The following is a 13,343-nucleotide window of genomic DNA, read 5'->3' as shown; positions in this document are numbered from 1 at the left end:
TTATGATACGCATGTTGCAAATATAAAGTAAAAAATTTGCGTATCAAATATGATACGTAATAAAATGGATTATGACGAGGAAATACATCGAATAGCATTGAATATCAAACGAATAAGAATGAGTAGAAATCTTACGATACAAGAACTTGCTTATAAATGTGACATCGAGCGTTCGAATATGAGCCGGATTGAAGCTGGAAAAAGTAATGTTACCGTGAAAACGCTTTGTTTGATTTGTAGTGCTTTGGAAATCGAGTTGAGTGACTTGGTTGGGAAAAGTCTGGAGGAGCCGTCGGGAGAATAGATGTATGTTTGATCTATTGATATTTCTATTATTTTATTAAGATACCGGAAAGTCTGGAGGTGGTTCGAACCGCCTCCGGATCCTTCTTTGTTTTGCAGATCGGGGAATAAACGGGGGAATTATAATCAAATGGATTGAAAACTGTTTTGTTTTTATTAATTTTGCAAGAATTATAATTGAATGTATATGAGTGATAATGCCCTTTTAGAGAAGTTAGAGACATTTTATATTCGTTTCCATGAGATCGGACAATTGATTACGGATCCCGAAGTGATTCAGGATATCAATCGGTTCGTAAAGTTGAATAAAGAGTATCGGGATTTAGAGCAGATTGTGGAAGCGGCTAACGAGTTGAAAAATGCAGTGAAGTTACGTGAAGAGGCAGAGGAGATACTGGAACACGAGAGCGATAAGGAGTTACGGGAGATGGCCCAATTGGAACTGGACGAGTTGTTGGAAAGAATTCCGGAGATGGAAAACCGGGTGAAGATGTTGTTGATCCCGGCAGATCCGGAAGATTCCAAGAACGTTATTTTGGAAATACGTGCGGGAACGGGGGGAGACGAAGCCTGCATTTTTGCGGGAGATTTATTCCGTATGTACACGAAATTTTGCGAGACTAAACGTTGGAGGATGGAGGTGACTAACGTAAGTGAAGGAACCTCGGGAGGATATAAAGAGATTGTGGCCAATATTTCGGGCGAAGGGGTATACGGTATCATGAAATACGAGTCCGGAGTACATCGGGTACAACGCGTACCTGCTACCGAAACACAGGGACGGGTACATACTTCTGCCGCAACCGTAGCCGTTTTGCCTGAGGCCGAAGAGGTGGATGTAGAGTTGAACCCGGCGGATATCCGCAAGGATACTTATTGTTCGTCCGGTCCCGGAGGGCAATCGGTGAATACCACTTATTCGGCTATTCGTTTGACGCATATCCCCACGGGAATCGTGGTGACCTGTCAGGACGAGAAGTCTCAGATCAAGAATCTGGCGAAAGCTATGAAAGAGTTACGTTCCCGGATTTATGCCATCGAGCACCAAAAATACATGGACGAGATCGCTTCCAAGCGGAAAACGATGGTTTCTACCGGGGACCGTTCGGCAAAGATCCGTACCTATAATTATCCTCAGGGACGGGTGACGGATCATCGGATTAATTTGACATTGTATAATTTGGCCGCTATCATGGACGGAGATTTACACGAGATTATCGAGAAGTTGCAAATTGAGGAAAATACGGAAAAGTTGAAGGAAAGCGGGTTTTAATTGTAAATTAAGAAACTAATGGATTGAGCGATTGCGAGATTCGATGATTCGGAGATTAAGTGATTTGAATCTTTAAATCACAGAATCCCTAAATCACAGAATCTCTAAATCACAGAATCTCTAAATCACAGAATCACAAAATCAATAAATATGTTGTATCAAGAATTGTTCGAACAAATAAAGAGGAAGAAATCCTTCCTTTGCGTGGGGTTGGATTCCGATATAAAGAAAATCCCGGTGCATTTATTGGATGCAGAAGATCCTGTATACGAGTTTAACAAAGCAATAATAGATGCTACGGCGGATATAACGATTGCTTATAAGCCGAATATAGCCTTTTACGAGAGTCGCGGAGTAGAGGGTTGGGAGAGCTTGGGGAAGACGATCGAATATATAAAGACGAATTATCCGGAGGTGCTGACCATAGCCGATGCTAAAAGAGGAGATATCGGGAATACCTCGGAAATGTATGCGCATGCTTTCTTGGAGAGGCTGGATTTCGATTCTATAACAGTGGCTCCGTATATGGGAGAGGATTCCGTAACTCCGTTTTTAAAATACGAGGGGAAATGGGTGATCTTGTTGGCTTTGACTTCGAATAAGGGTGCCTATGATTTTCAATTTTTCGAGGAAAACGGGGAAAAGTTATACGAGAAGGTGTTACGTAAATCACAGGATTGGGGCAATGCTCAAAATATGATGTACGTGGTCGGCGCAACCAAGGCCGAGATGTTGAGCGGTATTCGTGAAATCGTGCCGGATCACTTTTTGTTGGTTCCGGGGGTCGGAGCACAAGGCGGTAGTTTGCAAGAAGTGGCCAAATACGGTATGAATGGCCATTGCGGGCTGATCGTAAACTCTTCACGGGGAATTATCTTCGCCGATAACACGGAAAATTTTGCTGTTCGAGCCCGGGTTGAGGCGATCAAACTGCAACAAGAGATGAAAGAGTTGTTATCAGAGAAAGGAATTATTTAAAAATATATTTGCCATTGTGCGTGGAGGAGGGTTGTCCATAAGTAAGTGGACAACCTTTTTTTTTTTTCTAAGAGGTTGTTCAAAGAGGGCGTTTATAGTAAATGATGGATTGTTGTGTTAATATTGTATTGTAATATTGTAAATTAAATAATTATTGATATATTTATTGCTTTAATAGATGTTAGTTGTGCTTGGATAGACTAAAGTTGGGTTTTGTTAAATCTAAATATTAGTGTTATGAAAAGAAAATCAATTATCAGAGTTTTGTTAGGTATGGCTTTTATGGTGTGTTTGTGTCATGTCGGTTTTGCACAGGAGAAAACGAAGTATAATGGAATCCCGATGCAAAATGCATACAAGTCGTCTTTAAAGTATCCTGTTTATTTACATCTATTTGTGGGAGATGAAATTGGTTCTCCGCTTGCTAATGTGGGAGTGAGGGTTAAGTATGAGATTTACTCTATATTTGATTAGGATATACTTTGTGGTTGGGGGAGTTTAATTAATAGTAGCACCCCGGGTAATGGCGAATTATATAAAACTGAAAAGATTATGCAATCGTCGTCTGGGCTTGTTGGGGAATTAATAATTGATATATATTACTTAGGGACGTTTTACGACGCACGGTGTAAATTGAGAGCAGGGCCTACTTATATAGAGATAAAAATAAATAGAAGTACATTGACAGTTACTGCTGTGGTGACTTATCCGAATAATGATAAACAGACAATTAATTTCAAATGCTAATATTGAATACTCGAATGTTTACAGTTTGGCTCTATCAAATAAAATTGCTCCGGCGAGATTGGTTGGTAAGACTATTTTTATTGGTAGTCTTATTGATCCCGGTGATTTTTTATTTCGGGAAAATTTATTTGATATTTACTCCGGCCGGACTCTCTTCGGCAGATCCTTTTTTATTTTCGTTTCTTTTTAATAGTATACAGCCCTTGTTTATTCTCTTTATGGCTTACGATTTATTAAAAGAAAAATTGAAATTAACAACACTGGATGTGATCTATTTCCGTCCGGTGAGTAATTTCGACTATTTTGCCGGAAAGGCTTTGGGGGTGATCACGGTGGTAATGGTGTTAAATGTGATCGTGTTGTTTATGGGGTTGTTTTTGCAGCTGTTTTGGAGTGAAAATCCGTTGCGGTGGTGGATCTATCCTTTTTATTTAGTTACGTTGACATTTCCTACTCTCTGTTTTTGGTTGGGATTATCGATGTTTACCGGTAGCTTGATGAAAAGTAAAGGGGGAACATTACTCATCTTACTTTTGATCTGGGGAATCTCCTGTTTTTATCTGCCCGAGATACGACACGGGCTATTGGATTACGCGGGACGGGAGATTCCCAATATTTTTTCGGAAATTACCGGACATCCTTGTTTTATGGCCTTATATATTGCATCGATTGGCTTATTTATTCGCGGGTGTCGGGTTAGGAATATTGGGTATCGTTTGTTGTAAAAGAAAGTCCGGAGATATAAAAGAGCCTGCTTATTTGTTGTTGGGGGGATGTTTATTGTGCGTGTGTGCGGTTTTTGCGGGGAATTGGTATGACCAGGGTTTTCGGGAGCGGGATGTGAGACGGGAAACATACCGGGAGGTATATAGAAAATACTCTTCTTCACCCGTGGTGAAAATGTTGTCCAATGATATAGCTTGTAGGCAGGTCAAAGACAGTTTGTACGGGAGTAGTCGCATGGAAATACGGAACCCGACGGATCAGAGGATTGCTGATTTCATATTGTATCTGAATCCTTTTTTGTCGATCACTTCTTGTAAAGAGAAAGAGATTGCTGTCGGTTTTACCCGAGAGAAGCAAATTGTTATTGTGAAGCGGGCATTAGCTCCCGGGGAGAGTCTCTTCTTGGAAATAGACTATGCCGGAAAGATAGACGATGCCTTTTGTTATTTGGAGTTGGGAGATACGGAATACGATCATCGGGAATTGGATACTCCTGTCGAAAAGTTAGGTGTTGGTTTTCGTTACGGTAATCTTTACTCTTATCTATCGGATAGATTCACGTTACTTTATCCCGAGTGTCAATGGTATCCGGCGGCTGTAGCTCCTGAGAACCCGGGTTATCCTTTGGATAGGCAATTCGATTATGCGCGTTACTCGTTAAGCGTGGAAAAGAGAGAAGGATTATTGATTGTTTCGCAGGGTAAAAGGGAAGAAGAGGAAAAGAGGAGTATCTTTAGAAGCAGGGATAACCTGCCGGGCATTGCTTTATGTATCGGTGATTTAGGACGGAAGCGTATAGAGATCAATTCGATAGAGTTGGAGTGGTATTACTTTCGGAGCAGGGATTGGGGAGATTGGGAGCTACCGCTCTCTTTCGAGCAAAAAAAGAGATTTTTGAGAGTAGTTCGAACTTTTATGAACGCTGCTGTCAAAAGCCCTATCTTTTTAAAGAGTTTAAGGTCGTGGAAGTCCCCGTCTCCTTTGCCGCACATTAGCGTAAATGGAATAACAATAACAACTACAATCAGCCCGGGTTGGTATTCCTACCGGAACGTTTTGCGATAATGTCTAAGGTGGGTGATATTACGGCGCTGTTGGATTCGGAGAAGATGGGGGAGTACGACGATTTACTCATGCGTGTGAAAGGATGTGTCGAGAGTCTATTTCAAGGAGAGATGAATAATGTAGCTTCTCTGTTGCAAGACTTTACGGGGTTTATTTCGGACAGACGTTATCCTGCATTGGATATACTATTAAAATATGCTCAAATAGGAGGTCCTGGCCTGGATAAATACTTTTCCGGAGCTTTGATAAAGTCTTGTATCGATTATCTTTCCGCGAGGAGTTTGGACGAGGCTTGCCGTGATCGAACACTTTCGACGGAGGAGATCGATTGTATTCTTTATCTTAGCGCGGGCTATCTTGGGGCTTATCTGACAGCTTGCACGGGGGAAGATACGTTTTATTCTTTTTTGGATGATTTTTTATGTAGACACCTTTTCGAGACGGTTGATTTCGAGTGCTTTTGTAAAGCATACGGGGAGAAGTATCGTGCGGACCTCGGGGCTATTGTCGCTAAGCTCTATTCCCGAAAGGGACTGCCCTTATTTAAAGTGAAGGAGATAAGAGGGGAGAGGCTGCCGCACGAAGAGCGGGGACCGGGTAATCGCGTGTTGAGTTTTAAAGTGTTTAACGATAGTCGGACGGAAGGAATTGTCTCGGTACCGGTAGGGGGGATTCAAAATAGGTATGTGACCAAACAAATCATACGCGGTTTTCTGTTAAAACCCGGCGAATGCAAGGTTCTCCGGTGTACGGCGTTAAATGGGTCTGATCGACAGAGTTTTATGACATATCTTTCCCGCAATCTACCGTTAACGTTCTATTTGCCTTTGGAAAGCGGGGAGGTTGCCTCGGAAGGGGAAAAGAGTTGTAATGTCTCGGATTTTTTCCCTTCGGCAGACGAGGTGATCGTGGACGATCGGGACACGAATTTTCGTGTAATTCATCCGGAAAAGGAGTGGAGCTTATCCTTGATGTCCGGGAGGAAGAACAGATACGAATTTAAAGATAAGTTGATAGGAAGAGTAAAACAATGGACCCCGGTTCTCGATGGTCGGTTTTACGGGGATTCCATACGAAGTGCGTATTGTAAAACGGCGGGACGCGGGGGTAATGGGGTGGAGTGGCATACGTTTATCGATAAGTCCGGTAGGTACGAGGTCTTTGCCTATATTTCTGATGGACCCGATATAGTTAATATGCGCAAGCCGGGTACAACTTATTTTTATACGGTTCGGCATGCAGAAAGAGAAACCGAGGTCGCCTTGACCTTGGAGGACGATATGGACGGATGGGTATCTTTGGGAGAGTATCGTATGGAATGCGGGATGAGCCTTGTCGTTTTGGACGACCGGGTATCCAAAGATTCTCCGTTAAATAGTTGGGACTATCCGACTTTAATCGTTGCCGATGCCGTGAAATGGAAATACAAGGGTGAATGATGTTTTTATAGATTGATGTTTTGATAGATAAAGGCGGCGAGACCGTTGTCAGTGTCGGCGGGAACCTTTTCGAATCGCTTTGTAAGGGGAGCCGGAGCGTTGGCCACGACAAAGGATATGCCGCACCGTTCCAGAAAATCCAAGTCGTTGTAGTCGTTTCCTAACCCCGCGCATTCGGGAAAAGAGATCCCGAGTTGATTCAAGAGCAGTTCGCAACTGCTTCCTTTATTCACGTCTTTGGCAAATATTTCGGTCCATATGGCTCGATTGTCGATGGGGGAGGTTGCCCGGATCACGGAATAGGAAGAGAGTTGCTGTTGTATCTTTTCGTGCAGATCGGCTTGATCCGCTCCTAAAATGGTCAGGAATTGGGTCGCTCCTTCGTTCAGATCCTCCGGTAGGGGCATAGGGGTTCCCAAGCCGGGATAATTTTCTATTCGGCTTCTGAAATCTTCATGTTGTCGGGCGATATGTCTGTAAAGAAAAAAGTGGTTGTTCGGAATGCGTTTCTGGATCGTAAAGTTGACATTGTATTTCCATAAATAGGAGGCTATCTCCCGGGTCTCTTTTACCGTTAATTCCCGGGATTGCATGATTCGACGGTTGTCCCATTGCATGATTCCGGCGCCGGAGGAAAATACCATATAATCTATGGGTAATCCTTCGGGAAGAACGTGATTGAAAGAGAAAAAGGAACGTCCGGTTGCCAAAATCCGGATGATGCCTTTCTTGCCCGCTTTTTCCAAAGCCTCCCGGTTTTCTTTACTCACGGAATGCCATTGGCGGGGTAGGGTTGTACCGTCAAAATCAATAATAATAGCTTTTATCATGTCCGGTCGGTCGTTTTCGGTTCTTCTATCAGTTGATACCTGTAATAAGGTATGGGTTCGTTCAGATAGTGCAACACTTTCTCCTGATTCATACCGTCGAGAGGATTATGCGTGTAACCGAATGTGGCTTTGATACCCATGTTGATAAAATGAACGGCACGGTCTACGGCTTCGGGAAGACTGTCTCCGTTTAACAGGCAACCGGTGATAACGCTGGCGAAGGCATCTCCCGTGCCCGGATAAGAGGCGGGGATGTGGTCGCAAACCACTTCCCAGTAGCGATTATCCGTCCGGTTGTAGGCTATGGTTACGATATCTTGCGGGTTATTGCCGGGAGCCGAAGTGATGATTACGTGTTCCGGCCCGAATTGTGATAAGGCTTTACACCAGGCTAACGTTTGTTCCGCCGAGATTCCTTTGACGCTGTTTTCCCCGAGTAGAAATGCAGCTTCCGTCAGGTTAGGGGTGATCACTTTGGCTTGGGTACACAGGTGTCTCATCCCTTCTATCATGGCTTGATTCATGTTCGGATAAAGGGAGCCGTGATCCCCGAGTACGGGGTCCACCAATATAAAGTTTTGTTCGTTTTGGAAGTGGTTGAAAAAATCGGATACGATTTCCATCTGTTTTACGGAGGCGAGGTAACCGGAATAAATCGCGTCGAAATGCAGGTTTAATGTTTTCCAGTGGGCGATGTACTCCTCCATGAAGTCGGTCAGATCGAGAGAACGAAAGTTCGGGTATTCGCTATGTGCCGATAATATGGCTGTCGGAAGTGGACATACCTGATACCCCATGTGAGAAAGTATAGGTATGGCTACCGTCAGGGAAGCTCTTCCGTAACCGGATAAATCGTGTATGGCCGCAATTTTTTTCATGTTTGAAATTTTAAAGAACAAAGTTACGTGAAAAGAGGAATATTCAGGCATGTACTTTTGAAATTTATAAAAATATTTTTGACGAGAGAGACCTGTTAGTAGGGGGTGTCTGGTTTGAAATTATTTTTTTTGTCGGAATGGTAATAAAAATTAAGGGGGTATTATTTGAAATAAGTACTTTTTTATATATTTGACCCCATAAAAATATGGGGTGGTATCTAAATAAAACAAATTATGGCAAAAATCAGATTTATGGCTTTGGAAAAATTGGCGGATCGGAAGCCGGTAACGGGAGCATCTTGGCCCAGGTGTTCGGAGATCTTCGGGGAAGATGTTTTTTCTTCGGAAAAAATGAGGCATTATCTTTCTATCGAAGCGTTTAAAAAATTGGAACGAATCATGCTTGATGGAACCAGTATCGACCGCGGGTTAGCGGATCAGGTGGCAGCCGCGATGAAGGCATGGGCGGTAGAGCGCGGTGTTACCCATTACACGCATTGGTTTCATCCGTTGAATGGGGCAACGGCCGAAAAGCATGACTCTTTCGTGGATGTACTGCCTGACGGCAACGTGATCGAATCCTTTGACGGCCGGGTTCTGGTGCAGCAAGAACCGGATGCTTCGAGTTTTCCGAACGGGGGGATTCGAAATACGTTTGAGGCTCGGGGGTATACGGCATGGGATCCGGGTTCTCCGGCTTTTATTAATAACCGGACCTTGTGTATCCCGACCGTGTTTGTGGCTTATACCGGAGAGGCTTTGGATTTTAAGACTCCGATGTTGAAAGCTTTGGCCTTGATTGATAAGGCCGCCGTGGATATCTGCCAGTATTTTGATAAAGACGTGAGTCGGGTGATTGCGACGTTGGGATGGGAGCAGGAATATTTTTTGGTAGATGAAGCTTTGTATAATGCTCGTCCCGACCTGAAGCTGTGCGGACGGACGTTGATGGGACATTCATCGGCAAAAGATCAGCAGTTGGAGGATCAGTATTTCGGCGCTATTCCGGCAAGGGTGACTTCATTTATGGAAGAGCTGGAATACGAGTGTCATCGTTTGGGCATCCCCATTAAGACCAGACACAATGAGGTGGCTCCGAATCAATTCGAATGTGCTCCGATATTTGAAGAGGCGAATCTGGCGGTTGACCATAACCAGTTGTTGATGTCTACCATGAAAAAAGTGGCGAGGCGACATGATTTTCGGGTTCTTTTACATGAAAAGCCCTATAAGGGGGTGAACGGTTCCGGAAAACATAATAATTGGTCGTTGATGACCAATACGGGGGTAAACCTATTGTCGCCCGGACGTAACCCGAAGTCCAATATGCAATTCTTGATTTTTTTGGTTTCAACCATAAAGGCGGTACACGAATATTCGGATTTGTTTAAGGCCTGTATCGTGTCGCAGGGGAATGAGGCTCGTTTAGGGGGAGAAGAGGCTCCTCCCGTGATTATGTCCGTATTCTTGGGAGCTTATTTGTCCGGAGTGTTGAATGAGTTGGTGGAGAAAGTGAGTTCTAAAAAAATGAGTCCGGATGAAAAGACCGAGTTAAAGTTAAATGTGGGAAAGATTCCGGAGATCATGTTGGATAATACGGACCGGAACAGAACGTCTCCTTTTGCATTTACCGGTAATCGGTTCGAATTTCGGGCTGTCGGTTCTTCCGCGAATTGCGGTGGCCCCATGATTGTTTTGAATACGGCCGTGGCGGAGCAGTTGGTGTTGTTTAAAAAAGAGACGGATGCTTTGATCGATAAGGGGGTGAAGAAAGACGAAGCGATTTTTCAAGTATTGCGCAAGTACATCATAGAATCGCAATCTATCCGTTTCGAGGGAAATGGCTATGGACAGGAATGGAGAGAGGAGGCTGCCCGGAGAGGTTTGTCTACCGATACGGATTGCATACCCGCCTTGAAAGCTTATCTGTCGGACAAAGCCCGTCGCTTGTTTGTGAATTCGGGAGTGTTGAGTGAACGGGAGCTGAAGGCTCGTTTCGAGATAAAGAATGAGATTTATCTGAAAAAGCTGCAAATCGAATCGAGAGTATTGGGGGATCTGGCTTTGAATCATATTATTCCGATCGCTATAAAATACCAAAATACGCTTTTGGATAACGTGAACGGTTTAAAGGCTGCATTTGCGGATGGAGGGATAGCTGAAATCCAATTGGAAATGATTCGGACGATCTCTTTGCATATCCGGGAAATACAAACGATGGTCTCTGATATGACCGAAGCCAGGAAATTGGCTAATGCCCTGTCGGATGAGGTGAAACGGGCTGAGGTGTATACGGCGGAGGTACGTCCTTATTTGGAGAAGATCCGCTATCATATTGATAAATTGGAGTTGCTGGTAGATGACGAGATATGGCCTTTGCCTAAGTACCGGGAGTTGTTGTTTTCCCGATAGTGTTATATAACGAATCCTCCCTTTGAAAAGGGAGGATTCGTTTATTATTTTTCGTTCATTTTCAGAATCATTCCGTCGGGAAGTGTGAATTGTATCTCTTTGCCTTTACCGATCAAATCCACTTGATCGTTTTTGTAATGGACCCCGGAAGCAGAGACTTGCTGGGTTAACTCGAAGATCTGGTCGTCGTATTGAACCTTTGCTTTTTCCTGATCGGGAAAATAGGTTACCGTAATTTGGTACAACATTTTATTTTTGCCGTTTCCTCCCACGTAGGTAATGGTGACAGGTCCGTTCGGATCTTGAACGAACAGCGTTTCTGTCCGCTTCTCGATAATCCATTTGCCGTCGACTCTTCTGACATTGTAGGTGTCGTCGTCTTCTATGTTCCAGGCGCTTCCTCCCTTGGGAAGACTTCTTTTGTCTAAGATCGGACGAATCTCCTCTCCGGGTAAAAATAGTTCTACTTTAGAGGAGTCCGGTGCGAAAACGATAAAAGCGGCGCTCGAGGCTTCCGGATTTTGTTTGGAAAGCATGCGGATACCAGACTCGAATAGACGGATACACTCTTGGGATACTTCCGACCACGTGTACCCGGCTGCAGCGTTACATCCGTGTTCGTCGTTCGCCACTCCTATCCGTTGTTCCTCTTTTTGCGGAACAAAGATTAAAATCTGCTTTTTCGCTTTGTCCGTTAATTTTAACTCTTTATTCGTGATGGAATAAGAGGTCATTTGGGCAAATACTTTCATAAATTGATCCTCGAATTGCAGATTGGGGCAAGCCATCATGGTGCTTCCTCCCGGTTCGATTTTAATGGTATTTCCTTCGGTGGTGTATTTCCCGAAAAAGCGATTGCAACCGGAAAATCCGTACATAGCGTTGGAATCGGCAAACTCTACGGAAGGAACTCTTTCCGGAAGTACCGCCTTTTTGTTTTCCACACTCATCTCTTTTAGTTGCCATTTGTTAGCTGTTAGTTGGGCTAAATTTCCCGTGTTGCTTTTACAGCTGAACAGTACCAATACTGTTGCGATTGTTGTTAAAATAGTTGTTTTTTTCATGGATGATTTTTTTTACAAAAATATATTCTTAACGGTAGCACCGTTAAAAATGATAGACAAAAAGTTTATAAATATGCTAAGGAATAATTACGTTCCGTTTTATATTTTGTTGTTTAATTGTAGTAATTCTTCCAAATGGGTACGGTCGTTCCATAGGCGGGGAACTTTATTCTGGCCTCCTAATTTGCCTTTTTCTTTGAGCCAATCCTTAAATAGATTGGGCCGGGCGACGTGAAGGATCAATCGTTGAAGGGACATGTTTTTATATCTCTTTGCCTCGTAATCGGAATTGAGTTTCTTTAGTTCGTTATCCAATATCTCGGCAAAAGCTTCCGGGTCGCCGGGGGGAGTTTCGAATTCGACAATCCATTCGTGCGCCCCTTTTTTTCCTTCCTCCATAAAAACCGGGGCAGCCGTGAAATCGATGATATTGCATTGCATCTGACGACAAGCTTCATCTATGGCCTGAGTTGCATTGTCGATGATTAGTTCTTCCCCGAAGGCGTTAATAAATAGCTTGGTGCGTCCCGTGATCCGGAATTTGTAGGGTTTCAGGGAAGTAAACTGGATGGTGTCTCCGATCATATAACGCCATAGTCCTCCGTTCGTCGAAATAATCAGGGCATAGTTTACGTCTGTTTCTACCTCTTTCAGTGAAAGACTCCGTGGGTTGGTTTTTCCTAACTCGGCAGTAGGCATGAATTCGTAATATATCCCGTAGTCGAGCATCAATAACATGGATGAATCGTTCGGATTGTCCTGGATCCCGAAAAATCCTTCGGAGGCATTGTAGGTCTCCATGTATTTCATTTTCGGGTTGGGGAGAAGCCGTTTGTATTGTTCCCGGTAAGGGGAGAAACTGACTCCTCCGTGGATAAACAACTCTAAGTTCGGCCACACCTCGTGGAGATTATTTTTACCTGTACGTTCCAGAATGCGGTTGATCAGGGTTAAAAACCAACTGGGAACGCCGGCTAAACATCTTACGTCCTCTTTTATGGTTACATCGCAGATCTTTTCGATTTTTTCTTCCCATTCGCTCATCAGCATGATGGATTGATCGGGGGTTTTCATTAGATTGGCCCAAAACGGGGTGTTTGAAATCAGGATGGCGGAAAGATCTCCGTATTGGCAATTGGAGTTTACGTTAGAGACCTCACTGCTTCCCCCTAAAGCTAACGTCTTGCCTCCGAAGGCCTGTGCGTCTGGATAATTCCGGTTAAAAAGCGAGATGACATCCTTGCCTCCCCGGAAGTGACAGTTTTCTAAAGCTTCTTTACTGACAGGAATGAACTTGCTTTTGGCGGCTGTGGTACCAGAAGATTTAGCGAACCAGGTAATAGGTTCCGGCCATAGCAAATTTTGCTCTCCATTCATTAGGCGTTCGGAATAGGGTGCGATTTCTTCATAGTGAACGATCGGAAGTCTTTCCCGGTATTGTTCCGAGGTCCAAATGGAGGCAAAATCGTATTTTTTCCCGTATTCCGTATCTTTTGCCGTTTGCAAAAGATTTTGCAAGGTTTCTTCCTGGACTTGTATGGGATTTGCCTTGAAATAATCGATTTGCGATAATCGTTTGGATGAAAATAAGGATATGATGGAATTAATGAGGGCCATAATGCTTATAG

12 protein-coding genes are annotated in these 13,343 nt (G+C 43.7%); 8 read left to right on the top strand and 4 right to left on the bottom strand.

From position 1 onward, the window contains the following. Positions 1 to 49 precede the first annotated feature (49 nt). The 7 genes from PGR74_RS09215 to PGR74_RS09185 all read left to right on the top strand — a co-directional run bounded on the left by PGR74_RS09215 (position 50) and on the right by PGR74_RS09185 (position 6,531). Entirely contained in the window at positions 50 to 304 is a 255-nt protein-coding gene (locus PGR74_RS09215; protein ID WP_052649333.1) for a helix-turn-helix domain-containing protein, read from the top strand. A 186-nt stretch (positions 305 to 490) separates the two neighbouring features. Next, on the top strand, positions 491 to 1,576 hold the full coding sequence (prfA, locus tag PGR74_RS09210; protein WP_041502966.1) for a peptide chain release factor 1: 1,086 nt from the start codon (positions 491 to 493) through the stop codon (positions 1,574 to 1,576). A 150-nt stretch (positions 1,577 to 1,726) separates the two neighbouring features. After that, positions 1,727 to 2,554, top strand: a complete 828-nt coding sequence (gene pyrF, locus PGR74_RS09205; RefSeq protein WP_041502869.1) for an orotidine-5'-phosphate decarboxylase — start codon at positions 1,727 to 1,729, stop codon at positions 2,552 to 2,554. A gap of 237 nt (positions 2,555 to 2,791) precedes the next feature. Beyond that, the gene (locus tag PGR74_RS09200) at positions 2,792 to 3,028 is read left to right on the top strand and encodes a hypothetical protein (protein WP_041502870.1); all 237 of its coding nucleotides are present in this window, start codon (positions 2,792 to 2,794) and stop codon (positions 3,026 to 3,028) included. 287 nt (positions 3,029 to 3,315) lie between these two features. Continuing rightward, on the top strand, positions 3,316 to 4,026 hold the full coding sequence (locus PGR74_RS09195) for an ABC transporter permease (RefSeq protein ID WP_110688591.1): 711 nt from the start codon (positions 3,316 to 3,318) through the stop codon (positions 4,024 to 4,026). After that, complete coding sequence (locus PGR74_RS09190; RefSeq protein WP_146216423.1) at positions 3,971 to 5,092, top strand: hypothetical protein; 1,122 nt, start codon at positions 3,971 to 3,973, stop codon at positions 5,090 to 5,092. Before PGR74_RS09195 ends, PGR74_RS09190 begins: the two co-directional genes overlap by 56 nt. Next, positions 5,092 to 6,531, top strand: coding sequence for a hypothetical protein (locus PGR74_RS09185; protein WP_041502874.1), 1,440 nt, complete (start codon positions 5,092 to 5,094; stop codon positions 6,529 to 6,531). The genes PGR74_RS09190 and PGR74_RS09185 overlap by 1 nt, the downstream gene beginning before the upstream one ends. A 5-nt stretch (positions 6,532 to 6,536) precedes the next feature. Here the strand turns inward: PGR74_RS09185 and PGR74_RS09180 are convergent, their stop codons facing one another. Together PGR74_RS09180 and PGR74_RS09175 are read right to left on the bottom strand one after the other, a co-directional pair. Next, entirely contained in the window at positions 6,537 to 7,361 is an 825-nt protein-coding gene (locus PGR74_RS09180) for an HAD-IIB family hydrolase (protein WP_110688592.1), read from the bottom strand. Then, positions 7,358 to 8,239 carry a pyridoxamine kinase gene (locus tag PGR74_RS09175; RefSeq protein WP_041502967.1) on the bottom strand — a complete coding sequence of 294 codons (882 nt, stop codon included), beginning with the start codon at positions 8,237 to 8,239 and terminating at the stop codon, positions 7,358 to 7,360. The genes PGR74_RS09180 and PGR74_RS09175 overlap by 4 nt, the downstream gene beginning before the upstream one ends. Before the next feature lie 234 nt (positions 8,240 to 8,473). Here PGR74_RS09175 and PGR74_RS09170 point away from each other — a divergent pair, with 234 nt between their 5' ends. Continuing rightward, positions 8,474 to 10,651 carry a glutamine synthetase III family protein gene (locus tag PGR74_RS09170; protein ID WP_041502876.1) on the top strand — a complete coding sequence of 726 codons (2,178 nt, stop codon included), beginning with the start codon at positions 8,474 to 8,476 and terminating at the stop codon, positions 10,649 to 10,651. A 44-nt stretch (positions 10,652 to 10,695) separates the two neighbouring features. Here the strand turns inward: PGR74_RS09170 and PGR74_RS09165 are convergent, their stop codons facing one another. Both PGR74_RS09165 and PGR74_RS09160 read right to left on the bottom strand, forming a co-directional pair. After that, the gene (locus PGR74_RS09165) at positions 10,696 to 11,715 is read right to left on the bottom strand and encodes an META domain-containing protein (protein ID WP_041502877.1); all 1,020 of its coding nucleotides are present in this window, start codon (positions 11,713 to 11,715) and stop codon (positions 10,696 to 10,698) included. Between the two features lie 99 nt (positions 11,716 to 11,814). After that, positions 11,815 to 13,332, bottom strand: coding sequence for a GH3 auxin-responsive promoter family protein (locus tag PGR74_RS09160; protein ID WP_041502878.1), 1,518 nt, complete (start codon positions 13,330 to 13,332; stop codon positions 11,815 to 11,817). Positions 13,333 to 13,343 lie beyond the last annotated feature (11 nt).

The organism is Sanguibacteroides sp. AM78-02pH3A (genome assembly GCF_027666085.1).
Taxonomy (GTDB): domain Bacteria; phylum Bacteroidota; class Bacteroidia; order Bacteroidales; family Marinifilaceae; genus Gabonibacter; species Gabonibacter massiliensis.
The sequence above is the reverse complement of the archived record's forward strand: the minus strand, read 5'-3'. Positions and strand labels throughout refer to the sequence as shown.